A 23923-nucleotide genomic window follows, 5' to 3' on the forward strand; every position below is an offset into this window, starting at 1 on the left:
TACGTCCCGGGGTAACCGGTCCTCGAGAACCCGGTGCCCCTCGGTGACGGTCAGTGAGCTCGTCCGGGAGGCGTGAGACGGCCTCGCCGATGCGGTGCGGCAGCGCTTCGGCGACGAGCTGCGTGAGCCCCGTCAGAGAGCACGTCGACCTCGACGCCGAGCAGATCTCGCAACTCCTCGATGAGACCGACTTGGTCGTACAGGCTCGCATCGGAGGTGAAGTGCACGATCAGGTAGATGCGTCGGGCCATCCACAATTCTGGGGATTTCTGCCCCGTCCGCCCCCGTAGCGGGGGGTGCGTGCGTTCGTCGCCCTGTTCAACCGCGGAAGTGCCGTCCTAGCCTCGCTGGACCCGGCAAGCCCCGCCGGGCCTGACGAAGGAGACCGACAACGATGTCCAGATCCCTCAGGGACCTCACCGCGACGGGTGTCGCGCTGGCCGTGCTCGGCGCGGCCGCCACCGTCCCGGCGTACGCCGACCCACCACGCGGCGGCCACCACGGCCACCACCACGGCCACGGCTCGCACGGCCACCACGGGAAGCACGACTCCGTCCGCAAGCTCACCAAGGCCGTCTCGGCCCAGGGCGTGCTCAAGCACCTCCGAGCCCTCCAGGAGGTCGCCGACGAGGACGGCGACCGCGCTGCCGGGCGCCCGGGCTACGCGTCCTCCGTCCGGTACGTCGCCAGGACGCTGCGGCACGCGGGATACCGGCCCACCGTCCAGGAGTTCACCTTCGACTACTTCGAGGAGAACTCCGAGCTGGCCCGGGTCAGCCCGCAGCCGACCGAGTTCGTCGACGAGCAGGACTTCCTGCGCAACAACTTCGACACCGGCTCGCCCGAGGGCACCGCCACCGGAGCCCTGGTCCCGGTCGGCCTGGTGCTCGACCCGGCCGCACCGGTCGGCACCAACACCAGCGGGTGCGAGCCCGAGGACTTCGCCGGCTTCACCGCCGGGTCGATCGCGCTGGTCCAGCGCGGCACCTGCGGGTTCTCCGTGAAGGTGCTCAACGCCCAGGCGGCGGGTGCGGCTGCCGTCGTCGTCATGAACGAGGGCCAGCCGGGTCGCACCGGTCTGGTCGGCATGATCGGCGACGCGACCGGACTGACCATCCCGGCGGTCTTCGCGTCCTACGACACCGGGGTGAACCTCGCGGCCACGCCGGGCGCCACGGTCACCGTGACGGTCGAGTACACGTCCGAGGAGCGCACCACCTGGAACGTCCTGGCTGAGACCCGCAAGGGCCGCCGGGACAACGTCGTGATGGCCGGCGCCCACCTCGACAGCGTCCAGGAGGGTGCGGGCATCAACGACAACGGCTCCGGCAGCGCCGCGCTGCTCGAGGTCGCGCTGAAGATGGCGAAGATGAAGGTGAAGCCTGCCAACCGGGTCCGGTTCGCCTGGTGGGGCGCGGAGGAGAGCGGCCTGCTCGGCTCCGAGCACTACGTCGCCGAGCTGAGCGAGGAGGAGGCAGCGGCGATCGCGCTCTACCTCAACTTCGACATGGTCGCCTCGCCCAACTACATGTTCGGCGTGTACGACGGCGACAACTCCGGTGGCACCGCACCCGAGGGCTTCATCCCCGAGGGCTCGGCGCAGATCGAGGACGTCTTCGAGCGGTTCTACACCCGGCGCGGGCAGCCGTTCCAGGACAGCGAGTTCTCCGGGCGCTCCGACTACGGGCCGTTCATCGCCGTCGGGATCCCGGCCGGTGGCCTGTTCACCGGCGCCGAGGGGGTCAAGACCGAGGAGGAGGCCGCGCTGTACGGCGGCGTGGCGGGCGCGGCGTACGACCCGTGCTACCACCAGCCGTGCGACAACCTCACCGGGGAGGGCCAGGACGAGGCACTCTACGACCAGCTCGACGAGGACTACTGGCTCCGGGGCAACATCAACATGGGGGCGCTCAACGTCAACTCCGACGCGATCGCCACGGCGGTGCTGACCTTCGCCAAGGACACCTCGGCGGTCAACGGCGTGGCGACCGAGCCCGGCCACGGCAAGAAGTGGAAGACCTGGCAGCGCCAGGACCACGGCCGGCACCACGTCGGCGGCCTGACGGCCCGCAGCCGGTGACGCACGGAGGCGGGCGGCCCGATGCCGGGCCGCCCGCCTCTCGCGCTGACTACCTGACGGTGATCATGAAGGTCTTCGCCTTTCCGCCGGCCTTCACGACGATCTTCGCCGTGCCCTTCTTCTTGGCGAGGATCCGGCCGGCGGCGTCGATCTCGGCCACCCCGCGTGCCGACGACCGGTAGCTGACCTTGACGCCGGTGGCCTTCGCCGGGGCGTACTTTCCGGTGACGTAGACCGACTGGCCGACCTTGACCGTCTTCGGCACGGAGGCGCGCACCTTGGTGACCTTCGCCTTCGGCTTCTTCGCGACGACGGACACCGTGATCTTGGCCGACAGCTTCTTGCCGGAGGCGCCGGCGCTCACGCTGGTCGCGGTGATCTTCACCTTGCCGGTCTTCTTCTTCGCCTTCACGACACCGGCGGAGCTGACCTTCGCGACCTTCGGGTTGGACGACGTCCAGACGACCGCGCCGTGGTACGACGGGCTGCCCTCGCTGTAGTAGACGCCCTCCTCCAGGCGGAGCTTCCCGCCCTTGACCAGGCGTAGCTGCGACTGGTTCAGCTTCACCTTGGTGACCGTGTCCGTGGCGGGCTCGTCGGGATCGGCCGCGACGACGACGTAGTCCATCGTCGCGCGGGCCCGGTTGCCGGCGTTGTCGACCACCGTCTGGGTGATCGTGTGCGCGCCGACCTCCGTCGAGTAGCCCTTCTGCACGCAGGACGCCACGCCCGAGGTCGCGTCCGTGCCCTGGCACGCGGGCTCGGCGGGCACCTCGCCCTCCCGGATCACCCCGGTCGGCCAGGCCCCGAACGCCGGCACCGGCTTCGTGCCGTCGATCCTCACCGTGAGCGACTGCTCGGCAGAGGTGTTCGACGAGGCGTCCGAGGCGGCGTACCGCAGCACGTGGGTGCCGTCGGAGCCCACCGGCACGGGTGCCGTGTACGGCGTGCGGGGCGCGTCGTCGAGCGCGACCGTCACCGTCGGCGACCCGTCGACGTCATCGACGGCCGTGACGACCAGGGTCGTGGGCTCGGTGATCCACCCGCGGTCGCCGTACGCCGTGGTGTCCGCCGGCGCGGCGGACACGGTCGGGGCCTGGTCGTCGACCGCCGGGGCGGCCGGGTCGGAGACCCACAGGTCGGTCAGCGACGGGTCGTAGAACCCCTGGTCGGGACCGTCGTAGCGGTACTTGACGGTCACCTTCCCGTCGCCGTCAGCGTCCAGCGCGGCCGGGTCGTCCACCAGCACCTGGTAGTTGGCCAGGGTGTTGCCGACGACGCCCTCGTTGGGCACCAGGTACTTCACCTGGCGGACGAGCACGTCGTCGACCAGGATCTTGTAGAGCTTCGGCTGCTTCTGAACCACCGCGACGGTGCTCGCGACCGAGGTGTCCGCGGTCTCGCGCATGCTCAGCACGAACGGCTCGCCGGTGGTCACGCCGACATCGACGCTGTACCAGCTGGCGTCACGCGCCCACGTGAACCGGCGGGTCAGCCCGCCCTCGCTGTTGGTGCCGCCCACCGGGATGCCGGCGTCGAGGTTCCACCGCAGGTTGTGCGCGAGCTCCGTCGGGCCGGGTCGCACGTTCGCCGGGGCGTTGCCCGTCGATCCGGAGCCGCCGTCGCCGAAGTCGACGAAGTCCCTCGTCCCCTCCATCGCCGCCGCACCGGTGGCGTTCCAGCCCTGGCCCTTCGGCCCGTACCACTTGAGCCGGGTGCCGCTGGTCGCGGTCGCGAGCACGGAGCCGCGGTCGACGAAGTCGACGGTCGCGGACTGCATCATCGGCAGCCAGTACTCGCCACCGCCGTGCACCGTGACCTCGACCTGCTGGGACTCGCCGGCCGGGACCGTGACGAGCTCGGAGGGGGCGCCGGCCTCGAGGACGCGGTCCACCGACCGCGCCACCAGCCGTCCGGTCACCGGCGTCCTGCCGTTGTTGTGGACCATCGTGGTGACCGTCCACCGCCCGGTCTTCGGGTAGGCGCCGACGCGCTCGCCGAGGACGACCTGGTCGACCGTGACGTCGGCGGCGACGCGCAGGAAGCCGGTCGTCTTCAGGTCGAAGACCCGCTGCTGACCGTCGTACGAGACCGTCACCTCGGCCTCGGCGTCGTACGTCGAGCCGTTGCGGGCGCCCTGGGGCACCACGAGGGTGAACGGGAGCTCGGTGCTCTCCCCCACCGCCAGCGGGCCGCCGGTCAGGGTCATCGGCTCGGTGAGCCCCGGCACGTCGACGACGGCGGAGATCGTGTCGATCCGCGAGCGGCCGGTGTTCTCGACCTGCACGGAGCCCGAGACGGTGTCGCCCGCGCTCACCGTGCCGACCGCGGGCAGGGAGACGGCCGCGGGCGGCGACGCGACGGCGAAGGAGTAGTCCCCCGCCTCGACCCGCACCACGGTCTCGCCGGTCTCCTCGTCGACCTCGGCGCCCAGCACGCCGGCGGCCTCGCTCAGCGGCGTGCCGGACACCGTCACGTCCGACAGCTCGACGGTCGGCAGGTGCACCTGCGCCACCGTGCTGGCGGGGACGAGGACGTCGAGCGCGTAGACCTGGCGGTTGCGCGCGTCGATGCCGACCTGGATCTTCCCGCCGACGCTGTGCACCTTCGCGCCCACGGTCTTCAGCGCACCGAGCTGCGGGCGTACGGCGAACTCGGCGAAGCCCGGCTCGATCGGCTGGATGCCGGCCGCGTAGCGGCTCATCATCGTCAGCGGCCCGCCGGTCCAGGCGTGGTTGAAGGTGCCGGCGGCGTCCTGCTCGGGACCGGCGAAGAACTCCCAGAGCGTGGAGTGCTCGGGGTCGTTGACCATCGGGGCGTAGCGGTCCTTCATCCGCGCCACCGCGTCGTCCGGGTAGCCCATCAGGTAGAGCGCCTCGAGGACGTACTTGTCCATGTACGGGCTGGCCTTCTTGATGTTGACCAGCACGTCGCGGATCTGCTCGTACTGGCTCGGCTTCGCGAGCCCGGCGTACACCGCGAGCGCGTTGGCGCGGTCGTCGGCGCGCCCGTCACCGGTGGACTCGTAGTAGCCCTTGCCCTCGACCCAGAGCTTGTCGAGGTTGTCGCGAATCGAGTCCGCGCGGCCCTGCATCCAGGTGATCGCGGCGTCGTCCGCCGGCACGCCGAGGGCGTCGGCCGACTTCATCGTGGACTGGAGGGCGATGTAGTACCAGAGGGTGTCGATCAGGCGACCGTCCTCGTTGTAGCCCCAGTCGTGCCAGTGCCAGGTGCCGCCGCGGTCGTGCTTGAGGAGGCCGTCGGCCGCCATGTTGTAGGTCCGCAGGTAGGCCACGGAGGGCAGGTAGGTCTCCTCGAGCGCGGTGGCGTCCCCGGAGTACTCGTAGTACATCCAGAAGCTCATCAGGCCGGCCAGCGACTGGGCCGGGAGCTCCGAGAAGCTCGCCGCGGGCGCCTGGGTCGGGATCAGGTCGCCGTCGCGGAAGCCCATCAGGTTCGTGATGCCCTTGCGGGCCAGGTCGGCCGCCGCGGGGTCGAGGGCGTAGAAGGCCTCCTCGAGCTCGTTCGTCGCGTCGCCCCACCACTGCGACCGCTCGCGGTCCGGGCAGTCCATGTAGGAGTCGCGCATCGTCACGTAGAGGGTGTCGCGCGCCATCGTCCAGAGCTTGTTGAGGTACTCGTCGTCGGAGGTGAACGAGCCGTCGAACTCGGTGTCGTAGCCGGAGAGGCGGTAGCCGAGCTCCTCGACCTGAGCACCGGCGGGGGCGGTGACGAACAGCTTGTCGCCGTTCATCCACACCAGCGACTCGTAGTCCTGGGCGCCGGCCTTGGTGACGTACTCGGCCTGGACGGCCTGCTCGATCCCGGAGCCCCGCACGGTGGCGCGGTCGGTCTTGAGACCGACGGTCCTGCCGGGCTCGGTGTCCGCGCCCAGCTTCACGTACGGCGTGAGCTGGTGGTTGACCGGCATCCGCACCTCGTACTGGGTGCCGCCGCCGGCGGTGGTCGTGACCTTGACCTTGGGGTCGGTGACGGCGAACGTCGTGTACTGCTCGTCGTACTTCAGCAGCGGGATCGGCCGGTCGACGAGGAGGTTCCAGGGCGAGCTGCCCTCGTTGCCGGAGGTGACCGCGGCGGGCCAGGCGGCCTCGTCGAAGTCCGCCTTCGTCCAGCTCTCCCAGCCGGCGACCTCGGCACGGGCGTCGTAGCGGACGTTGGGCTCGGCGAGCCGGTAGTTGGTGTCCACCGACATCGAGCCGTAGGCGTCGAGCTTGCGCGCCTTCCAGGTGTCGTTCGAGCGCAGGCCGAGGTCCGGGGCCTCGAAGAACAGCCCGGCCTTGCCGGCGTACGGTCCGGCGAACCCGCCACGCCCGTAGGAGACGGCGAGGACCGCGACGGTGTTCTCCCCCGCCTTCAGGTGCGGGCGCAGGTCGACGTTGTCGACGTAGGAGTCGTGGCGGTTGGGGCCGCGCTTGACGCTGCCCTCGAAGACCACCAGCTCGTCGTTGACGTGGAGCCAGTACTTGGTCTCGGCGGCGATCCGCGCGTTCACGGTCGCGGGCAGCTCGGCGACGTCGTCGACGGTGAAGGTCTTGCGGAAGGCGGTCCAGTTGTTGACCGAGGTCGCGTCGGAGCTCCAGATCCAGTAGGCGTCCTCCGGGGAGTCCGGCACGGTGCAGACACTGACGACCTCCAGGCCGTCGTAGCCGGCGGCGGTGGCGCCGCTCGTGCCGATGGCCCGGTCCTCGAAGTCGTCGGCATAGAGGTACGTGCCGGTGTCGAGCCGACGCACGACCAGGTTGTCCAGGGTCCCGGTCTCGCCGCCGTCGACCCGGATGCCGATCGTCCCCGACGCCGGGATCCAGGGACGGGAGTACTGCGCGACCTGGACGTCGTCGATCGAGACGGTGACCTGCTGGCCGCGCACGTCGATCTTGAAGTGGAAGGGCTCACCGGGCTGCAGCGTGCCGGCCGGCAGCGGGAGGTTGCCGTCGGCCGCCCAGCCGCCGTTGTTCAGCCGGAGCGGGCCGAGGCTGTTCTTCCCGGCGGCGAACTGCAGGGACGGGCCGTTGTTGGCGTTCTGGCGGAACGAGACCGCGAGGGTGTTCGGCGTGCTGGCGTCGCCCTCGAGCGAGTAGTCGGTCCACTCCTGCGCCCGGGCCGGCGCCAGGTGGCCGCCCGCGTAGGAGTCGGCGCCGGTGGTCCCCGTCGCCGGGAGCTTCAGCAGCACGACCTTGTTGTTCCCGCTGCTCAGCGCGGCCTCGCAGACCCGCGGCGGCGCTGCCTGCGCCTGCGCGGCGGTCCCGACGGCCCCGCCGACAGCGACCAGCCCGCTCAGGCCGAGCGCCAGGACGATCATGCCGGCAATCCGCGATCGGAGGCCGAGTGCGGTCAGCACCGCCGCTCCGAGCCTGCTGCCGTGCGCCAGAAGTCGTGTCACTGGTTCCCCATCCGTCGAGCCCACGGCTGCCGGGGCAGCCCGCCATCGCGTGGCGACCGTCACGCGCGCTGAAGCGTTTCATGTTCCTTCTCGGACGGCTAGGGAACCGGCTCAGGTTGACCGGATCCCGTCACGGTCCCCCGGATATCCCGCCGACGACCTCGGGCCTGAACCGTTTCACACAGGCTGGTGATCACCGCCGTGCAGCGTGGCCGATTCCCGCGCGGGGTGAACCTGCGGCGGGGTCGGCGGAGTATGAACGGTATGCAGCGAGCCGACCGGGACACGGAGTTCTCCGACTTCTACGGTGCTCGCGTCGCCGCCCTGCGCCGGGTGGCCTACGTCGTCACCCACGACTGGCACGCGGCGGAGGACGCGACCCAACGAGCGTTCGTCAAGGTCTACCGGGCCTGGCCCAGGATCAGGCGGGACGGTCTCGAGGCCTACGTGCGCCGGGCCGTCGTCAACGAGTCGTTGAGCTGGATCACCCGCCGGCCGCGCGACGTCGTCGGCGGCGTCGTACCCGACCGGGCGGTGGTCGAGCCGGACGTACCCCTCGACCTCGCCGCCGCCCTGGCGACCCTGCCGCCCCAGCAGCGCGCCGTGATCGCGCTGCGGTTCGTCGACGACCGCTCCGTGGCGGAGACCGCCGCAGCGCTCGGGCTCGCCGAGGGGACGGTCAAGAGCCACACGGCCAAGGCCATCGCCACGCTGCGCCAGCACCTCCCGACCCTCACCGAGCCCTGGAGCCACTGATGACCGAGCACCACCTCTCGACCCTGCTGCGCGAGCACCTCGCCGACGAGCCACCCGTCCGGCTGAGCGCCGCCGACGCGATGCGCACCGGTCGTCGCCAGACCCTCCGCCTGCGCAGGCTCGTCGCCGGCGCGGGCGCGCTGGCCGTCACCGCCGTCACGGCCGTCGCCGCCCTCGACGGGACCGGCGTGATCGGTCGCGGGAGCGACGCGGACCCGGTCGCCCAGGAGGCCCCGGAGCCGGTGCTGCGCTCGGGACCGCTCGACCAGGTCATGGAGGCCGTCGCGGCCGACGGGTTCACGCCGTACGCCGGTGCGCTGGGCGAGCCGCGCTGGAGCGTCAACGACGTGCTCGGCCGGCCGGTCGAGCCGGGCGACCCCGCCGCCCAGGTGTTCCTGCTGGACTACCGGCCCGCCGGGACCCCGCGGGTCAACCTCACCGTCGGCGGCTTCGCGCAGGAGGACCGTGAGAACTACCCGTTCGAGGGCGCCTGCGCCTCCGGGCTCGCCCGCGGCACCCTCGCGGAGTGCACCGAGACCACCCTGGAGGACGGCTCGTTGCTCACGACCAGCGTGGGGCCGATCTCGCAGGTCGGGGGCGACTCACCGCGCCTGCTGACCATGGCCGACGTCGAGGGCCGCGACCCCGGAACCTTCGCCTGGTCACGGGTCGTCGCCGTCGACTCGGCCGACAACGTCAGCACCCGCGCGTCGGAGTACGTCCGCGGCGCCGACGTCGAGGAGGCGGACTGGCAGGTCCCGGTGGAGGCGCTGCGGGCGCTCGCCCTCGACCCGTCCCTGCTCGCCGCCGACGTCGCGCACGAGCCGATGCCGCTCTTCACCGGCGAGTAGTCCGCCTGAGCCGGGCGCTTACGCCGCGCGCCGGGCGCGACGACGCGTGGAGACCAGCGCCACGGCCCGCCAGCCCAGCATCGTCACCGCGAGGAAGAGCGCGGCGACGACGAGGAACCCGGGAGCGAGGCCGCGACCCGAGATCGCGCGCAGCAGCATGCCCAGCACGTAGGTCACCGCCAGCACGATCGCGCCCTCGGGCCAGGCCCGAGATGTCCGCCGGCCGCTCGAGATCAGCCAGGCGTGCGCAAGTCCGGCTGCCAGCGCGTAGGGCCACGCGATGGCGAGCACCGCCCAGGCGGAGTCACCGGCGTCGTGCGAGTTCTTGCCACCGACCGCCAGCGCGAGCACGCACGCGAGATCGGCGACGAGCGGCCCCAGCCAGCGGCTCGCCGGCCGCCGTTCCGTCGTCGTCACGCCTCCAGGATCGCAGGCACGCACCGACACGGAGGCGGTCAGGCCCTCCTGCCGGCGCCCCCTGGGTGAGACGTGCCACGGTCGCGGGCGCAGCACGCCTGGCGTCGTCCGCCGGGGTCCGGCGCGCATGTGAACTATGCGGCCCACGCTGGCACTCTGGACCGAGATGACTGACGACGACCAGACCAAGATCGACTGGGTGAAGACCATCGCGGGCGCGCTCGCGGCGGTCACGACCGCTGTCCTGCTCTCGACCCTCGGTGCGGCCGGCACGCTGATCGGCGCCGCGCTCGGCAGCGTCCTGGTGACCGTGTCGAGCCAGCTCTACGCGCAGGGCCTGGCCCGGAGCAAGCGCACGATGGCCAAGGCGCAGGAGGCGGCGCTGCAGAAGGCGGGCCTCGCCCAGGCCGAGGTACGACGGGCCGGCCGCCGGAACGACACCGGGGCGGTCCAGGCGCACCTGGATGCGGCCGACGACCAGCTGGACGGTGCCCGCGCCGCGCTGGACGGGGGCGAGCCCACGGCCAGCCTGCGGGAGCGGCTGGCCCTGCTGCCGTGGAAGCGGATCGGCCTCAGCGCCGCGGGCGCCTTCCTGCTGGCCCTGGTGGTGATCGCCTCGTTCGAGGCGGTGACCGGGCGCAGCGTGTCCTCCTACACCGGCGGCAGCGACAGGGACTCGAGCTCGACGTTCACCGGCGACGGCTCGTCGTCCGATGACGACGGCAACGAGGACCAGGACCGCCAGGACCGGCCCGAGCAGGACCCGACCGGTCCGACGGACGGATCCGCGCCCAGCGACGCCCCGTCCGAGGGGCCCGCCGAGGAGCCGTCGGACCCGGCGCCCTCGGTGGAGCCGACCCAGGAGCCGTCGGAGTCGCCCGCCGAGGTGCCCGAGCAGGCCCCCTCGCCGTCGAGCACCCCGACGACGCCGGCACCGACGGCGTCGCCCTGAGCGGGCGCTCTCAGGCGGTGAGGACCGCGGCGACGACCAGCACGACGACGACCACCAGGAGCGACGCGCCCAGGACCTGCACCCGCGGCCGCTGACCAGCCGGGACGGCGAGGGGCGCCGCCGCCGCGAGGACCACGGCGGCGGCGATCGCCAGGACCGCGCCGAGGATCAGGCCGAAGCCGTGCGGATCGCGGTCCGCCGGGCCGAACCGGCTGGCACCGGCCGTCCACGCCGCCAGAGGGAGCACCGTCGCGGCGACGACGGCGACCGCACCGGCGAGCACCCGGCCCACCCGAGACATCGTCGGCACCGGGGTCAGAGACTGGTGGAGGTCAGGTCCCGCAGCGTGCGCCGCTGCCAGTCGGCCAGGTCCGGGCTGGTCGATCCGTCGGCGTGGTTGGCGAAGATCTTCCCGGTGTGGCGGATCCGGTTGGCGTCGAGCACCAGCGCCGTGGCGAACGGGTCGACCCCGAGGGCGTACACCTTCTGGTCGGCGATCACGGAGTTGCCCGTGATCGTCAGGCCGTTGACGTTGCTGGCGAACTTGTCGCCCGTGGTGATCTCGTAGACCCACCAGTCGATGCCGGTGAAGCTGTTGCCCTTGACCACCATGCCGGTGGCGCACCGCAGGATCATTCCGATGGACCGGTCCAGCTTGCTGCCGGGCGCACGCCCGCTGACGGTGTTGCCGGCGAACACGTTGCCGATGCACTCCCCCAGCAGGTTGCGGCCGTTCGGGCTGTTGCCGGTCTCGAGGACGTTCTCGTTGTCGGCGATGGTGTTGGCGAGGACCGAGACGTGCGAGGAGTTGAAGATCTCGACCGCGCCGCCGTCGAAGCCGTAGTCGGACGACGGCCCGAAGTTGCCCTTGATGATGTTCCTGGTGACCACCGGGCCCGGGAGCGACCTCACGTTGGCGAAGCTGATCCCGTTGGCGCCGTAGTCGTCGTCGTTGCCCGGGGTGTTGCGGATCAGCACGTCGTTGTCGTGGATCCGGTTGTCGGCCACGAGCGTCCCGGCCCCGCCGCCCATGACGTAGACGCCGGAGCCGGTGCCGGCGATGTCGTTGTCGACGATCTTGGACGCGTTGGCGCCGTGGGCGAGGATGCCGTAGCAGCCGAACCGCAGTCCGTGGCTGTTGGTGCCGCGGCTGTCGCGGATCCTCAGACCCGCGACGGTCACCCCGTGGGCGCCGTCGTGGATGCGCACCGCGCTGCTGCCGTTGTCGTTGAAGCCGCCGGCCGGGTTCGGGTTCGGCACGCAGCCCTTCACCGTCAGGTCCTTCACCGTCGCCGTGGGAGCGGCGATCCGGACGACGTCCTGGACCCCGGCGCGACCCTGCACCACCACGGACGCCTCCGGCGCCGCCGTGACGGTCTGGCCCGCCTTGGTGACGGTGAACGGCGCGTAGGTGCCGGTGCCGACCATGATCACGGCGCCGACCGGCGCGGACGAGGTCGCCTTCGCGATCGTGCGCCAGGGCGAGGCGTGGCTGCCGTTGCCGGCGTCACTGCCGGTGGCGCTGACGTGGTAGACCGCCGCCGCCGCGGCCGCCCCGGCGGGTGGGGCCGTGGGGGCGAGGCTCAGCAGGACGCCGACGGAGCAGGCCGCCAGCCAGGTCGGGACTCGTCGCCAGGATCGCCTCACGCGGGGCTCAACGCTCCTCTCGGCCCTGGGTTACGGCCTGGTCGATGCCCCGCACCAGCCAGTCCAGCGTGGCCTCGAAGCGCTCGGGCTGGTCCCACTCGCCGGGTGCCCGGAGGTCGAGCAGGGTCGAGCCGATCGTCCAGTGGCCGACGTTGCCGGCGACCTCGACGGCCGTCCGGGTGCGGAACCCGGCCTCGACCAGCACGTCCACCAGCCGGTTCACATAGGCCACCGTGGCGTCCCGGTCCTCGACGGTCATCAGGCTGCCGAGGTAGGGCCGGGCCAGCAGCGCCGCGTGCAGGGTCCGCGCCCAGCTCCGCAGGCTGTCGCGCCAGTCCGGTCCGGGCCGGAACTCCAGGTCCATCCGGAGGAACGCGTGCCGGACGATGCCGCGCACCATCGCGTCGCGGTTGCCGACCAGCTGGTACAGCGTCTTGGTGGAGCAGGAGAGCCGGCGGGTCAGGTGCCGTGCGTTGAGTCCGGCGAGGCCGTCCTCGTCGAGGATCGCCAGCGCCGCGTCGTACACCTGCTCCGCGGTGAGCGGCTGTCGCGTCATCGCCGTACGCCGGGGCGCGGCGCTCAGATCTTGGTCGGGATGGCGGTGACGGTCCCGCCGTCCATCACGAACTCCGCCCCCGTCGCGAAGGACGACTCGTCGCCGGCGAGGAAGAGCACGAACGCCGCCACCTCCTCGCAGGTGCCCGGGCGGCCCAGGGGGATCGGGATCAGGTCCTCGGGCATCGCGTCGGTGGCGGGGGTGCTGATCCGCCCCGGGTGCAGCGAGTTCACCCGGATGCCGTGCGGGGCGAGCTCGAGGGCCAGGGACTTGGTGAGCCCGCGCAGGCCCCACTTCGAGGCGACGTACCCGTGCGCCCAGGGCGTGCCCCGCAGGCCCTCGATCGAGGAGGTGTTGATGATCGAGCCGCCGCCGGCGGCGATCATCGCGTCGGCCGCGGCGCGGGCGCCGAGGAAGGCGCCGGTGAGGTTCACGTCGAGCATCTGCTGCCACTGGTCGGTGCGGTAGCGCTGCAGCTTGCCGCCGTTGAAGATCCCGGCGTTGTTGAAGAGCACGTCGAGGCGGCCGAACTCCGCGACGGTGTGCTCGACCGCGCTGGTCCAGTCCTCCTCGCGGGTCACGTCGAGGTGGACGTAGCGGGCGGCGTCACCCAGCTCCTCGGCCAGCGCCGCGCCCTCCTCGTCGAGCAGGTCGCCGATCACGACCTGCGCCCCCTCGGCGATCAGCAGCCGGGCGCTGGCGCCGCCGATGTTGCGCGCGCCCCCGCTGATCAGCACGACCTTGCCCTCGACACGTCCCATGCGCGGGACGATAACATCGTTTTCCGACAGGTAGAACACGTTCCAGTTCAGGAGTCGCCATGCCCATCCGCGTCGCTCAGGTCAGCACCGGCAACGCCGGCCGACTGACCCTTCGCCAGCTCATCGCCGACGACCGGTTCGAGCTGGTGGCGGTCTCCACGTCCACGCCGGAGAAGGTCGGCAAGGACGCCGGGGAGCTCGCGGGCGTCGACACCGTCACGGGCGTCGCCGCCGTCGGCGACCTGGACGCGCTCATCGCGGCGGCCCCCGAGTGCGTCGTCTACTGCGCGATGGGCGACACCCGCCCGGTCGAGGCGACCAACGACGTACGCCGGCTGCTCGAGGCCGGCATCGACGTCGTGGGCTCGGCGCCGGGCACCCTGCAGTACCCCTGGGGCACGATGCCCGCCAAGGTGATCGACAAGGTCGAGGCCTCGGCCCGCGCCGGCGGCGCGAGCCTCTACATCACCGGCGTCGACCCCGGCTTCGCCAGCGACCTGGTGCCGCTCGCGCTGGCCAGCACCTGCCAGCGGATCGAGCAGATCCGGTGCTACGAGCTGGCCGACTACGCGACGTACGACGGCGCGGAGGTGATGTTCGACCTGATGGGCTTCGGCAAGCCGGTCACCGACACGCCGCTGCTCTTCCTCCCCGGCGTGCTCGCGCTGGCCTGGGGCACCGCGATCCGGATGATGGCCGACGGTCTCGGCATCGAGGTCGACGAGGTCGTCGAGCACTGGGAGGCCGAGCCGGCGCCGGAGGGCTACGACATCGCCGCCGGCCGGATCGAGAAGGGCACGATCGCCGCCCTGAAGTTCTCCATCAGCGGCATGGTCGCCGGCCACCCGGCCATCGTGGTCGAGCACGTGACCCGGACCCGCGACGACCTCCGCCCCGACTGGGCGCGCCCGGCGAGCGGCGGCGGCTCCTACCGGGTCGAGATCATCGGCGAGCCGAGCTACGTGGTCGACGTGGTGCCGAGCAGCGAGCACGGCGACCACAACCACGCCGCGATCGTGGCGGCCTGCGGCCGGATCGTGAACGCGATCCCGGACGTGCGTGCGGCCGCCCCGGGCATCCGGACGACGCTCGACCTGCCGCTGCCGACCGGGCGGGGCACCTACACCGGCCCGGTCGCGCGCTGAGGGCTGCGGGCCACGGCGTACTCCCCGGCCTCTCCCGGGATCCCGGCCGCTGCTCAGGCGCCGAAGCGGCGGACCGGGACGCTCCAGCGCACCGTGGTCCCCTGACCGGGGGCCGACTCCACCTCGCAGGTGCCGCCCAGGGCCTGGGCGCGCTGGCGCAGGTTGCGCAGCCCGCTCTCCCGGCGCTCCTCGGGCAGCCCGCGGCCGTCGTCGCTGACCGTGAGCGACACGTCCTTGCCGACGGAGAGGTGGACGTCGACCGCGGAGGGGTTCGCGTGCCGGCTCGCGTTGGACAGCGCCTCCCCCAGGACGGCGAGCAGGTGCGGGGCGACGTCGGTGGGCACGAGCGTGCGCACCGGGCCGTCGAAGCGCAGCGACGGCCGGAACTTCAGGGTCTGCGCGGCCCGCTCGACGATCCGGGTGACCTCGCCCTGGAGGTCGGAGCCCGTGTCGCTCTCCCCGAGGGCGAAGATCGAGCGGCGGATGTCCTTGATGGTGGCGTCGAGCTCGTCGACGGCCTCCTCGAGACGGGCGGCGACCTCGGCCTGCTCCACTCGGCGGGCGGTCCCCTGGAGGCCGAGGCCCACCGCGAAGAGCCGCTGGATCACGAGGTCGTGCAGGTCCCGGCCGATCCGGTCGCGGTCCTCGAAGATCACCAGCCGCTGCTGGGCCGCGCGGGCCCGGACGACCTGGACGGCCAGCCCCGCCTGCTCGGCGAACGCCGCCGGCAGGGACAGGTCGAGCTCGCGGTGGTGCGCGGACTCGTGGGTCCAGGCCAGCACCAGGAGGGCGCCCGGCCCCTCCGTGACCTGGAGGGGGACGGTGACGGCGGGTCCGAGGTCCCCGCGATCGCGGCCGTCGGGCGCCCCGAGGCCGGCGGCGCCGACGTCGGCGACGGCGGCCGGGCCGTCCACCACGACGGCCGGACCGTCCACGCCGGGCCGGAGCACCCACGCGGCGTCCGCCCGGGCGGCGTCGCAGGCCAGCGACACCACGGCCGCCAGCGCGTCGGCCTCGACCTGGGCCTCGTCGGTGGACCCGGCGGCCTCGCCGCCGACGAGCAGCCGGGTCACCTCGGCCGTCGCCGTCAGCCACCGCTGGCGCTGCGCGGCCTCGCCGTACAGCCGGGCGTTCTCGATCGCCACGCCGGCCGCCGCCGCGAGGGCCACGACGATCGCCTCGTCGGAGTCGGTGAAGTCGCCGCCACCCTCCTTCTCGGTCAGGTAGAGGTTGCCGAAGACCTGGCCGCGGATCCGCACGGGCACCCCGAGGAAGGAGCTCATCGGCGGGTGCTCCGGCGGGAAGCCGTACGACGCGGGGTGCTCGGCGAGGTCGTGCAGCCGCAGCGGCGCGGGCGTGTCGATGATCAGCCCGAGGATGCCGTGCCCGCGCGGCAGCGCGCCGATCCTCGCCGCGGTCTCGTCGTCGATGCCGTGGTGGACGAAGGTGCTCAACGGCCGGTGCGGACCGCCGCCGATGACGCCGAGGGCGGCGTACCGTGCGCCGACCAGGCGGCTGGCGACCTCGACGATCCGGGCCAGGACGCTGTCGAGGGAGAGGTCGGCGGCCATCGTCATGACGGCGTCGAGCAGCAGCCGCAGCCGGGTCTGCTCGTCGAGCACGCCGTGCACCCGCCCCAGGACCTCGCGGAGGAGCTCGTCGAAGTCCGCCTCCGCCAGCCCCAGGGACTGCTCCACCCCTGACGGCGGCTCCGGCTCCATGCGCCGCACGCTACCAATCCCGGGCGGGGGCACTCAGGGTTTGCGGCGGTTGACGTAGATCGCGGCCTGGGTGCGGCTCTCGAGACCCAGCTTGGCGAGCAACGAGGAGACGTAGTTCTTCACGGTCTTCTCCGCCAAGTGCATCTCCTGCGCGATGTGCCGGTTGGTCAGCCCCTGGGCGATCAGGTCCAGGATGCGCTGCTCCTGCCCGGTCAGCCGCTCCAGCCCCTCGTCCCTGGGCGGTCCGGAGCGGAGCCGCTCCAGCACCTGCGCGGTGACCGCGGGGTCGAGCATCGACTGGCCGTCGGCGACCCGCCGTACCGTGTCGAGGAGGTCGCTGCCGCGGACCTGCTTGAGGACGTACCCGGCGGCGCCGGCCATGATCGCAGCGAACAGCGCGTCGTCGTCGTCGTACGACGTGAGGATCAGCGCCCGGATCGAGGGGTCGACCGATCGGATCTCGCGGCAGACGTCGATGCCGGACCCGTCGGGCAGCCGGCCGTCGAGGATCGCGACGTCCGGGCGCAGCGCCGGGATCCGGCGGGTCGCCTCCTCGGCGAGGCCGGACTCCCCCACGACCTCGATGTCGCCGTCGCTCTCCAGCAGCTCGCGGATGCCGCGGCGCACGATCTCGTGGTCGTCGAGGAGGAACACGCGGATCGGGGCCCGCTGGTCGTCGGCCATGCCCCGAACCTAGCGGCTCGCGGCCCCGCCGAGGACGGCGCCGGGCCGACGCCCGGGCCGTCGGCCCGTCGGTTCGGGACCTTGGACCCTGATGAGGAGGCGGGGTCGGGGCTGACCATCGGGGGTACCCGACCCACCCAGGAGGATCCATGCCGTCCCGCAGCATGGCCAGCAGCGCGCCTGCCCCGGCCGACGTGCACGCCCTGCTCGGGCTGGCCTGCCGGGCGCCGAGCGTGCACAACTCCCAGCCGTGGGGGTGGCGGGCCGCGGGCGACACGATCGAGCTGTACGCCGACCAGAGCCGTCTCTTCACGGCGTCTGACCCCGACGGGCGCAACCTGCTGATCAGCTGCGGCGCGGCTCTGCACCACCTCACGCTGGCGGCCGCGGCCCACGGCTGGTCCACCACCGTCGACCGGCTCCCGGACCCCGGGCGCCCGGACCTGCTCGCCCGGACGCGGCTCGTCCCGTCGACGCCGTCGCCGACCGGTGCCCGCGACCTCGCCGCGATCGCCGCCCGGGTGACCGACCGGCGCCGGTTCACCTCGTGGCCGGTCGCCGCCGGCCTGCTCGAGGACCTCGCGGCGAGCGCGTCGGGTGCCGGCGTCGTGGTCGTGCCCGTGGTCGACCTGCCGGGTCGGCACCGGACCGAGCTGCTGTGCGCCCGGGCCCGTGACGCGCAGGCGGCCGACCCCGGGCTGCGCGAGGAGCAGCGTCTGTGGGTGGACCGCGGCTCCGACGACGACCTGCTCGCCGGCTCGGACGGCGTGCTCGTCCTCGGCACCGACCACGACGCCCCGGAGGACCGGCTGCGGGCCGGGGAGGCCCTGAGCGCCCTGTGGCTGCGGGCCACGGACGAGCAGCTCTCGGTCGTCCCCGTCAGCCAGGTGGTGGAGGTGCGGGAGACCCGGGACGCCCTGCGCCACGAGGTGCTCGACGGCAGCCTGCACCCGCAGCTGGTGGTCCGCCTCGCCTGGCAGGAGATCGCGCGGAGCACGCTGCCGCGGACCCTGCGCCGTCCGGTCCGGGACGTGCTGGCCTCCTGGGGGCCGACCCGGATCAGGTGACCCTGCCGTAGCCCTCCGTACGGGTCGCGTCCCAGCCGGTGCCGAGCTGCCGCCCGGTGAGCTCGGTCCACCGCAGCCGGACCAGGACCGTCCGCTCCCCCGGCGCCCAGGTGCGCGGCGGCCGGGTCCGCTCCACCTCGGCCAGCTCGTCGGGGTCGGTGACCTCCGCCAGCGGCCCGCGGGCCTGCACCGACCACCCGTGCTGGTCGGCGTGGTCGATGCCGTCGACCTCGAAGGCGACCGTGGCGCCCGGCTCCTCCCGGGCCAGCCGGGCCAGCCCCGACGTCGGCGTGGTGCGGACCACGACGGCATCACCGACGACGGCGTAGTTGACGGGGTGGATGCGCGGCCCGTCGTACGCCCAGAAGGCGAGGCGTCCGACCACCCCCCGGGCGAGGAGCGCGCGGCAGTCCTCGGCGTCCAGCTCGATCTCCGACCTCATGGACCGATCATCGCGCCTGCCGCCCGGGGACGGGACCAAAGACCCGCACGGAGCCGTGACCGCCGCCTCTCCCGCCGCACGCGGATCGGCGGGAGCCTGGAGGCACATCGACAGGCACCATCGAGTGAGAGGAACACCGCCATGACCGTCCACGGCGAGCACACCGCCACCGAACGCCACGTCACCCCCACGGCCCAGGACGAGGTCACGGTCGGCAGTTTCGCCCGCCACGCCCTGGCCCTCCTGCGGATCGGCTTCGGCTTCACGTTCCTGTGGGCCTTCTTCGACAAGCTCCTCGCCCTCGGCTTCAGCACCGGCCGCGACGAGACCGGCGCGGTCGACCGGTTCGGCGACGCCGCCTGGATCAACGGCGGCAGCCCCACGGAGGGCTTCCTGGCCTTCGGCGCCGACGGCCCCTTCAAGAGCCTGTACAACGACATCGCCGGCGCCTGGTGGGCCGACACCCTCTTCATGCTCGGCCTGGCCGGCATCGGTCTCGCGCTCCTCCTCGGGATCGGCATGCGCCTCGCGGCCGGTGCCGGCGCCCTGCTCTACGTGCTGATGTGGACCGTCGTCCTGCCCCCGGAGAACAACCCGGTCATCGACGACCACCTGCTCAGCGCCCTCACCCTGGTCGTCCTCGCCGCCCTCCGCGCCGGCGACACCTGGGGACTGGGCCGTCCGTGGAGCCGGACCGGTCTGGTCCAGAAGTTCCCCGTCCTCCGCTGACCATGGCGCCGACAGGACCGAGCTCCCAGCCGGCCCCCCGCGACGGGGGCCGGCTGGCCACGCTCTCCGAGGACGAGTGCTGGACGCTGCTCGCCCAGCAGACCGTCAGCCGCATCGCCTGGACCGGGCCCGAGGGCCCGGTCGTCGTGCCGGTCAACCACGGGATCACCGACCGCACCCTCTGGATCCGGACCACGGCGTACGCCGCGCTGGCGCGGGAGGCCGACGACAGCCGGGTCGCCGTGGAGTGCGACCGGTTCGACGACGCCGGCCACACCGGGTGGAGCGTGCTCGTGAAGGGGACGGCGCACCTCTGGTACACCGGCGACGACGGGACGCCGCCGCCCGTCGAGCCGTGGCCCGCCGGGCCGCGCCCGCTGTGGGTCCTCGTCCGTCCGCGCGAGGTGACCGGGCGGCGGCTGGTCGTCCCGGCTCCCGGGTAGCGCTCAGGGACCGACGCTCAGGGACCGAGCAGGCCGAGCTCGACGGCCTCCTCGCGCAGCTCCTCGCGCACGCTGGGGTGGGCGGCGTGCTCGATCAGCCGCCGCGCCTGCTCGCCCTGCGTGTGCCCGAACACCTCCGCGACCCCCTGCTCGGTCACCACGGCGCTCATCTGGAACGACGTCACGGGCTCGTCGACGAGCGGGACGATCGTCGAGACGTCGGCCTTGGGGTGCCAGGACCGCAGCGCGATCACGGCCTGGCCGCCGGGGCTGTGCAGCGCCCCGACGATGAAGTCGGTCTGCCCGCCGAAGCCGGAGTGGATGCGCGCCTGGATCCGCGAGGCGTTGGCCTGGCCGAACAGGTCGACCTGCAGCGCGGTGTTCACGCTGACCATGGCGGGGTTGCGGGCGATCCGTCCCGGGTCGTTGGTGACCTCCGTGCGCGCCATCAGCACCCGCTCGTTGCCGTCCACCCAGTCGAGGAGCTCCTGGGAGCCGAAGAGGAACGACGCGGTCACCGGCACCGCGGGGTCGAGGGCGCCGGCCCGCTCGAGCGCCAGCACGGAGTCGGAGAACATCTCGGTCCAGATCCGCAGCCCGCGGCGGTCCACCATGCCGCGCATGGTCGCGTCCGGCACCGCCCCGATGCCGGCCTGCAGGGTCGCACCGTCGGGCACCCGCTCGGCCACGAGCGCCCCGATCCGCGCCGAGGGCTCGTCGACGCCCACGACGGGCGCGTGCGCCAGCGGCTCGTCGGCCTCGACCAGCACGTCGACGAGCTCCAGGTCGAGCTCGGCGTCGCCGTACGTCCACGGGAGGCTGTCGTTGACCTGGGCGACCACGAGGCCGCCGCGGCGCCGGACCGCCTCGACGGCCGCGGGCAGCACGTTGACCTCGATGCCGAGCGAGACCTTGCCGCCCCGCGGCCGGGTCGTGTGCAGGACGACCACGTCCGGCGGCATCACCGAGGCGAACAGGGTCGGCACCAGGGAGAGCCGGGACGGCACGTAGGAGAGCCGGGGGCTGCGCCGCATGCCGGGCCCCACGAACGAGGTCTCCAGCACCACCCCGTCGCGGTCCGGGATGCCCGGCTGGGCGTTGAGCATCCAGAGCCGGTACGACGGCAGCGCCGCGTCGACCAGGGCCAGGGTGTGCCACGGGGTGGCGTGGTTGCCGCTGACGACGACGCGGGGGTCCGGCGGGAGGTTGCTCAGGTGCGAGGCGAGGTCCACCCACCCATCCCAGCAGACGGCAGATCCGGTCAGCCCACGAGGCCCAGCTCGGCGGTCACGAGCGTGCCGCCGTTCTCCTGCACGCACCAGCGGTCACTGAGGTGCTCGACGATCCGGAGGCCACGTCCCGAGGTGGCCCCGGAGCAGGCGCGGCCCGGCGCGAGTCGCCCGCACCGCCCGGAGTCGCGGACGCTGAGCCGGACCCGGTCGCGCAGGACGGTCCAGGTGACCTCGAGGTGGTCGTCGGTGGTCTTCCGGCCGCCGTGCAGCACGGCGTTGGTGACCAGCTCGCTCAGCACGACCGCGGCGTCGTCGATCTGGTCGGCCGGCACGCCGGACTTCCCGAGGCAGACGACCATCGCGCGGCGCGCGACGCTCGTCGAACGCGGGACGGCGGGGAGCACCAGCGAGGTCATGCTCCCCCAGTGCCACATCCGGGGCTGACTCAATCCTCCCGGACCCGATCCGGTCAGCCGCCGACGCGCAGGACGGCGATCACGACGCCGGACTCGTGCTCCTCGACCTCGACCACGCCGGGCGAGTCGATGACGAGCTTCTGCTCGGACCGGCCGGGCCCGAACTCGACGTACTGCTCGGGCCGGGAGTGCACGTGCAGCTCGCCCGCGCGGTCGGAGTCGAAGCGCAGCGTCAGCGGCTCCCCCACCTCGAGCTCGATCTCCTCGGCGTTCGGGCCGACGTCGGCGCCGGACACCTCGACGTCCAGCTGGGGCCCGGCCGGCTTCGCCGACGGGCTCGGGGACTCGGGCGCGGTCGACTCGGTGGTCGACGGAGCGGCCGAGGACGGCGTGGCCGACGGGGTCGGCGAGGACGCCGGGTCCTCGGCGCTGCCCTCGTCGTCGGACGAGCAGGCGCCCAGGACGCCCACGAGGACGGCGGCCGCGGCGGCGGAGGTCAGGCGGTACGTCGTACGGCGGGTCACGGCGTCACCCTAACGACCGGGTCTCGGCCCTCCTCGCCCCGGGCCGCGCGGGATCAGTCGAACCAGACCGCGTCGCAGGAGCCGCACCCGAACTCGCGGACCGACCCGCCGTCGTCGAACTCGACGCCACGCAGCCGCCACTCGTGCTCGTGCTCCACGTCCGGCTCCACGACCAGGCGCAGGTGTGGGGCGGGCAGCCGGGACGCGTCCCCGACCGGGACGACGGGCTCCAGCGGCGCGAGCGGTTCCCCTGCGGTCACGTGCGTCTCCTCGTCGGACGGGAGCACCGTCGGGCTCCTCACCTACCATGACGCCTCCCGAGCCCCGTTGGTTGCCGACCCGCGGGGGCGTATCCGGATCGTCTGGACCGGCGTCAGGGCAGGCCGAGCTCCTCGCGGGTCAGCGGCTCGCCGCCCGGGAGGCCCAGGTCGATCCGGTCAGTGATCGTGACGGCGCCCTCCGGCGAGATGTCGATCCCGGCCCAGCCGGTGTGCAGGCCGGTGTCGGCGTCGACGTACTGCAGCTGCACCGAGACGGTCTTCAGCGGCACCGAGAACGGGGTCGAGAACCGGTTGAACGTCGGCGTCTCCTCGACGCCGCCGGACGTCCCGAGCTGGCTGACGACCGTCCAGGTGACCAGGTCGTCGGGGTCCTCGCCGGTGTTCCACAGCACCCACGGCCCCTCGGCGTCGTGGAGGTGCCCGATGTTGACCCCGCCGGGCGGCGCGTCGGGGACGCCGTCGTCCCAGGGCGTGGTCTCCCGGCCCTCGGTGACCGTGAGCTCCGCGGTGCTCGCGACGCCGAGGTAGCCGGCGACGGCGCGGGGCTGGTGCAGCAGGGCCAGCACCCCCTCGCCGTCCTCGACCTCGGCGTCGACGACCTCCCGCAGGTCCGCGCCGACCTCGTCCTCCTCGCGCCCGGAGTCGTTGGTGACCAGGCCGCCGAAGAGCGCCTTGAACGCCGGGTCGGCGGCACCGGCGAGGAGCAGTCCGTCGACGTCGACGACCTCCAGGTCCGGGACCTGGACGTCGTTCTCCTCGAGCTGGGTGACGGTCGTCTCGGAGTCGTGGTCCCCCTTCACCGCGACGGTCGGCACGTCGGGGCTGGCGGCGGCCTCGCCGCGCACGAACCCCTCCTCGGCCACGGTGCCGTTGGAGCTGATGTCGCCGGAGATCGTGCGCACGGTGGTCGCGTCCTCGCCCAGCTCCTCGGCGAGCATCGGGTAGAGCGCCCGGCGCACCCGGGTGCCGACCAGGCTGCCCTGCGGGTCCGCCTCGGCGAGCACGACCCGCTCGCCCTCGCGCGGTGCCAGGTCGTGCAGCGGCAGGGCGTCCTCGAGCGCCTCGGTCGCGGTGGCCTCGTACCGGCGCGCGTCCGCCCGGATGCGCTCGGTGTTCTTCTCGATGAACGGCTGGACCTGCTGGGCCACCTCGACGGTCTGGGCGCTGCTGAAGCTGAGGCCCTCCACGCCGGGCATCGGGTAGCCGGCCTCGATCTCCCGGTTGCCGTCCCAGGCCTGGAAGCCCTGCACCGCGACGAACGTCGAGACGCCGGTCGCGGCCACCAGGCCCGCTGCGGTGAGGGCGACGCGGCGGCCCGGGCTGCGCTGGGACGCCGGGACGGGCGGCGGGCGGCCGCGGAACGCCAGCGCCAGCAGCCCGCCGAGCACCACGGCCGCGACGACCTCGGCCCGCAGCAGCCGGCCGAGCACCTCCGAGCGCAGCTCGTGGCCGTACGCCCGGGCGACCTCGCTCGGGTCGTCGACGAAGGCGGCGTTGGCGCGGAGGAACTCCGGCGAGACGTACGACGAGAGGGTGCCGCCCGCCTCGGGCGGCCCGGTCGAGCGGATCGACGCGCCGAGCCCGGCGGTGCCGGTGCGCTCCCAGTACAGCTCGCCCAGGATGCCGGTGTCGAGCGTCGAGACGCCGTTGTGCGCGAGGGAGACCTCGACCGGGAACGCACCGAGGCGGTCCTCGAAGGACGCGTCCTGCAGCGCCCACACCACGGCCACGGGGAGCACGACCAGCGCCGCCGCGAGCCCGTAGGCGAGCCAGGCGGCCAGAGCTCTGGCGACCTGCGAGACGTGGGACCTCATCGGG

22 protein-coding genes are annotated in these 23923 nt (G+C 73.1%); 8 read left to right on the forward strand and 14 right to left on the reverse strand.

Going from position 1 to position 23923, the window contains the following annotated elements; translation table 11 throughout:
* Positions 1 to 394 precede the first annotated feature (394 nt).
* Entirely contained in the window at positions 395 to 2080 is a 1686-nt protein-coding gene (locus H4O22_RS20770) for a M28 family peptidase (protein ID WP_182523681.1), read from the forward strand.
* 49 nt (positions 2081 to 2129) lie between these two features.
* Here H4O22_RS20770 and H4O22_RS12275 read toward each other — a convergent pair whose 3' ends face one another.
* On the reverse strand, positions 2130 to 7400 hold the full coding sequence (locus H4O22_RS12275) for an alpha-L-rhamnosidase-related protein (protein WP_182523682.1): 5271 nt from the start codon (positions 7398 to 7400) through the stop codon (positions 2130 to 2132).
* A gap of 345 nt (positions 7401 to 7745) precedes the next feature.
* Between H4O22_RS12275 and H4O22_RS12280 the strand changes: the two genes are divergently transcribed.
* Entirely contained in the window at positions 7746 to 8237 is a 492-nt protein-coding gene (locus H4O22_RS12280) for a sigma-70 family RNA polymerase sigma factor (protein ID WP_182523683.1), read from the forward strand.
* Positions 8237 to 9088 carry a hypothetical protein gene (locus H4O22_RS12285; RefSeq protein ID WP_182523684.1) on the forward strand — a complete coding sequence of 284 codons (852 nt, stop codon included), beginning with the start codon at positions 8237 to 8239 and terminating at the stop codon, positions 9086 to 9088. The genes H4O22_RS12280 and H4O22_RS12285 overlap by 1 nt, the downstream gene beginning before the upstream one ends.
* Positions 9089 to 9106: 18 nt before the next feature.
* Here H4O22_RS12285 and H4O22_RS12290 read toward each other — a convergent pair whose 3' ends face one another.
* Entirely contained in the window at positions 9107 to 9505 is a 399-nt protein-coding gene (locus tag H4O22_RS12290) for a DUF3054 domain-containing protein (protein ID WP_244962947.1), read from the reverse strand.
* 166 nt (positions 9506 to 9671) lie between these two features.
* Between H4O22_RS12290 and H4O22_RS12295 the strand changes: the two genes are divergently transcribed.
* Entirely contained in the window at positions 9672 to 10457 is a 786-nt protein-coding gene (locus tag H4O22_RS12295) for a hypothetical protein (RefSeq protein WP_182523686.1), read from the forward strand.
* Positions 10458 to 10467: 10 nt separating this feature from the next.
* Here H4O22_RS12295 and H4O22_RS12300 read toward each other — a convergent pair whose 3' ends face one another.
* From H4O22_RS12300 to H4O22_RS12315, 4 genes are read right to left on the reverse strand one after another with little or no spacing between them, the layout of a single operon-like run.
* Complete coding sequence (locus H4O22_RS12300; protein WP_182523687.1) at positions 10468 to 10767, reverse strand: hypothetical protein; 300 nt, start codon at positions 10765 to 10767, stop codon at positions 10468 to 10470.
* Between the two features lie 5 nt (positions 10768 to 10772).
* Positions 10773 to 12104 carry a right-handed parallel beta-helix repeat-containing protein gene (locus H4O22_RS12305; protein ID WP_182523688.1) on the reverse strand — a complete coding sequence of 444 codons (1332 nt, stop codon included), beginning with the start codon at positions 12102 to 12104 and terminating at the stop codon, positions 10773 to 10775.
* 7 nt (positions 12105 to 12111) lie between these two features.
* Complete coding sequence (locus H4O22_RS12310) at positions 12112 to 12660, reverse strand: TetR/AcrR family transcriptional regulator C-terminal domain-containing protein (RefSeq protein WP_182523689.1); 549 nt, start codon at positions 12658 to 12660, stop codon at positions 12112 to 12114.
* Positions 12661 to 12683: 23 nt separating this feature from the next.
* On the reverse strand, positions 12684 to 13421 hold the full coding sequence (locus H4O22_RS12315; protein WP_182523690.1) for an SDR family oxidoreductase: 738 nt from the start codon (positions 13419 to 13421) through the stop codon (positions 12684 to 12686).
* A 59-nt stretch (positions 13422 to 13480) separates the two neighbouring features.
* On the opposite strand from H4O22_RS12315, the gene H4O22_RS12320 reads away from it, so the two are divergent.
* Positions 13481 to 14566 carry an NAD(P)H-dependent amine dehydrogenase family protein gene (locus H4O22_RS12320; RefSeq protein ID WP_182523691.1) on the forward strand — a complete coding sequence of 362 codons (1086 nt, stop codon included), beginning with the start codon at positions 13481 to 13483 and terminating at the stop codon, positions 14564 to 14566.
* A 53-nt stretch (positions 14567 to 14619) separates the two neighbouring features.
* Here the strand turns inward: H4O22_RS12320 and H4O22_RS12325 are convergent, their stop codons facing one another.
* Both H4O22_RS12325 and H4O22_RS12330 read right to left on the reverse strand, forming a co-directional pair.
* The gene (locus H4O22_RS12325) at positions 14620 to 16287 is read right to left on the reverse strand and encodes a GAF domain-containing sensor histidine kinase (RefSeq protein ID WP_182523692.1); all 1668 of its coding nucleotides are present in this window, start codon (positions 16285 to 16287) and stop codon (positions 14620 to 14622) included.
* A gap of 33 nt (positions 16288 to 16320) precedes the next feature.
* Complete coding sequence (locus H4O22_RS12330; protein WP_182523693.1) at positions 16321 to 16971, reverse strand: response regulator; 651 nt, start codon at positions 16969 to 16971, stop codon at positions 16321 to 16323.
* A gap of 149 nt (positions 16972 to 17120) precedes the next feature.
* Here H4O22_RS12330 and H4O22_RS12335 point away from each other — a divergent pair, with 149 nt between their 5' ends.
* The gene (locus H4O22_RS12335; protein WP_182523694.1) at positions 17121 to 18038 is read left to right on the forward strand and encodes a nitroreductase family protein; all 918 of its coding nucleotides are present in this window, start codon (positions 17121 to 17123) and stop codon (positions 18036 to 18038) included.
* Here H4O22_RS12335 and H4O22_RS12340 read toward each other — a convergent pair.
* On the reverse strand, positions 18031 to 18480 hold the full coding sequence (locus H4O22_RS12340; RefSeq protein ID WP_182523695.1) for a pyridoxamine 5'-phosphate oxidase family protein: 450 nt from the start codon (positions 18478 to 18480) through the stop codon (positions 18031 to 18033). The genes H4O22_RS12335 and H4O22_RS12340 overlap by 8 nt on opposite strands.
* Before the next feature lie 141 nt (positions 18481 to 18621).
* On the opposite strand from H4O22_RS12340, the gene H4O22_RS12345 reads away from it, so the two are divergent.
* Positions 18622 to 19209, forward strand: coding sequence for a hypothetical protein (locus H4O22_RS12345; RefSeq protein WP_182523696.1), 588 nt, complete (start codon positions 18622 to 18624; stop codon positions 19207 to 19209).
* Positions 19210 to 19211: 2 nt separating this feature from the next.
* Positions 19212 to 19652 (forward strand): pyridoxamine 5'-phosphate oxidase family protein, encoded by a 441-nt coding sequence (locus H4O22_RS12350; RefSeq protein WP_182523697.1) that lies wholly within the window; start codon positions 19212 to 19214, stop codon positions 19650 to 19652.
* Between the two features lie 17 nt (positions 19653 to 19669).
* On the opposite strand, the gene H4O22_RS12355 is transcribed toward H4O22_RS12350, so the two are convergent.
* The 5 genes from H4O22_RS12355 to H4O22_RS12375 all read right to left on the reverse strand — a co-directional run bounded on the left by H4O22_RS12355 (position 19670) and on the right by H4O22_RS12375 (position 23919).
* On the reverse strand, positions 19670 to 20884 hold the full coding sequence (locus H4O22_RS12355; RefSeq protein WP_182523698.1) for an acetyl-CoA hydrolase/transferase family protein: 1215 nt from the start codon (positions 20882 to 20884) through the stop codon (positions 19670 to 19672).
* 29 nt (positions 20885 to 20913) lie between these two features.
* On the reverse strand, positions 20914 to 21300 hold the full coding sequence (locus H4O22_RS12360; protein WP_182523699.1) for an ATP-binding protein: 387 nt from the start codon (positions 21298 to 21300) through the stop codon (positions 20914 to 20916).
* A gap of 53 nt (positions 21301 to 21353) precedes the next feature.
* On the reverse strand, positions 21354 to 21824 hold the full coding sequence (locus tag H4O22_RS12365) for a hypothetical protein (RefSeq protein ID WP_182523700.1): 471 nt from the start codon (positions 21822 to 21824) through the stop codon (positions 21354 to 21356).
* 53 nt (positions 21825 to 21877) lie between these two features.
* Positions 21878 to 22084: a hypothetical protein gene (locus H4O22_RS12370; RefSeq protein WP_182523701.1), complete on the reverse strand. Its 207-nt coding sequence runs from the start codon at positions 22082 to 22084 to the stop codon at positions 21878 to 21880.
* Between the two features lie 113 nt (positions 22085 to 22197).
* Positions 22198 to 23919, reverse strand: coding sequence for a hypothetical protein (locus tag H4O22_RS12375; RefSeq protein ID WP_182523702.1), 1722 nt, complete (start codon positions 23917 to 23919; stop codon positions 22198 to 22200).
* Positions 23920 to 23923: the final 4 nt, after the last annotated feature.

The sequence above is a fragment of the Nocardioides dongkuii genome (assembly GCF_014127485.1).
In the GTDB taxonomy this organism is placed as follows: Bacteria; Actinomycetota; Actinomycetes; order Propionibacteriales; family Nocardioidaceae; genus Nocardioides; species Nocardioides dongkuii.

What these genes read in the sequence shown, in the direction of transcription:
- H4O22_RS12330 (WP_182523693.1), bottom strand. Translation starts at nt 16,971, where the DNA reads ATGGCCGACGACCAGCGGGCCCCGATCCGCGTGTTCCTCCTCGACGAC.
- H4O22_RS12315 (WP_182523690.1), bottom strand. Translation starts at nt 13,421, where the DNA reads ATGGGACGTGTCGAGGGCAAGGTCGTGCTGATCAGCGGGGGCGCGCGC.
- H4O22_RS12310 (WP_182523689.1), bottom strand. Translation starts at nt 12,660, where the DNA reads ATGACGCGACAGCCGCTCACCGCGGAGCAGGTGTACGACGCGGCGCTG.
- H4O22_RS12335 (WP_182523694.1), top strand. Translation starts at nt 17,121, where the DNA reads ATGCCGTCCCGCAGCATGGCCAGCAGCGCGCCTGCCCCGGCCGACGTG.
- H4O22_RS12340 (WP_182523695.1), bottom strand. Translation starts at nt 18,480, where the DNA reads ATGAGGTCGGAGATCGAGCTGGACGCCGAGGACTGCCGCGCGCTCCTC.
- H4O22_RS12375 (WP_182523702.1), bottom strand. Translation starts at nt 23,919, where the DNA reads ATGAGGTCCCACGTCTCGCAGGTCGCCAGAGCTCTGGCCGCCTGGCTC.
- H4O22_RS12295 (WP_182523686.1), top strand. Translation starts at nt 9,672, where the DNA reads ATGACTGACGACGACCAGACCAAGATCGACTGGGTGAAGACCATCGCG.
- H4O22_RS12345 (WP_182523696.1), top strand. Translation starts at nt 18,622, where the DNA reads ATGACCGTCCACGGCGAGCACACCGCCACCGAACGCCACGTCACCCCC.
- H4O22_RS12350 (WP_182523697.1), top strand. Translation starts at nt 19,212, where the DNA reads ATGGCGCCGACAGGACCGAGCTCCCAGCCGGCCCCCCGCGACGGGGGC.
- H4O22_RS12360 (WP_182523699.1), bottom strand. Translation starts at nt 21,300, where the DNA reads ATGACCTCGCTGGTGCTCCCCGCCGTCCCGCGTTCGACGAGCGTCGCG.
- H4O22_RS20770 (WP_182523681.1), top strand. Translation starts at nt 395, where the DNA reads ATGTCCAGATCCCTCAGGGACCTCACCGCGACGGGTGTCGCGCTGGCC.
- H4O22_RS12275 (WP_182523682.1), bottom strand. Translation starts at nt 7,400, where the DNA reads ATGATCGTCCTGGCGCTCGGCCTGAGCGGGCTGGTCGCTGTCGGCGGG.
- H4O22_RS12285 (WP_182523684.1), top strand. Translation starts at nt 8,237, where the DNA reads ATGACCGAGCACCACCTCTCGACCCTGCTGCGCGAGCACCTCGCCGAC.
- H4O22_RS12320 (WP_182523691.1), top strand. Translation starts at nt 13,481, where the DNA reads ATGCCCATCCGCGTCGCTCAGGTCAGCACCGGCAACGCCGGCCGACTG.
- H4O22_RS12325 (WP_182523692.1), bottom strand. Translation starts at nt 16,287, where the DNA reads ATGGAGCCGGAGCCGCCGTCAGGGGTGGAGCAGTCCCTGGGGCTGGCG.
- H4O22_RS12280 (WP_182523683.1), top strand. Translation starts at nt 7,746, where the DNA reads ATGCAGCGAGCCGACCGGGACACGGAGTTCTCCGACTTCTACGGTGCT.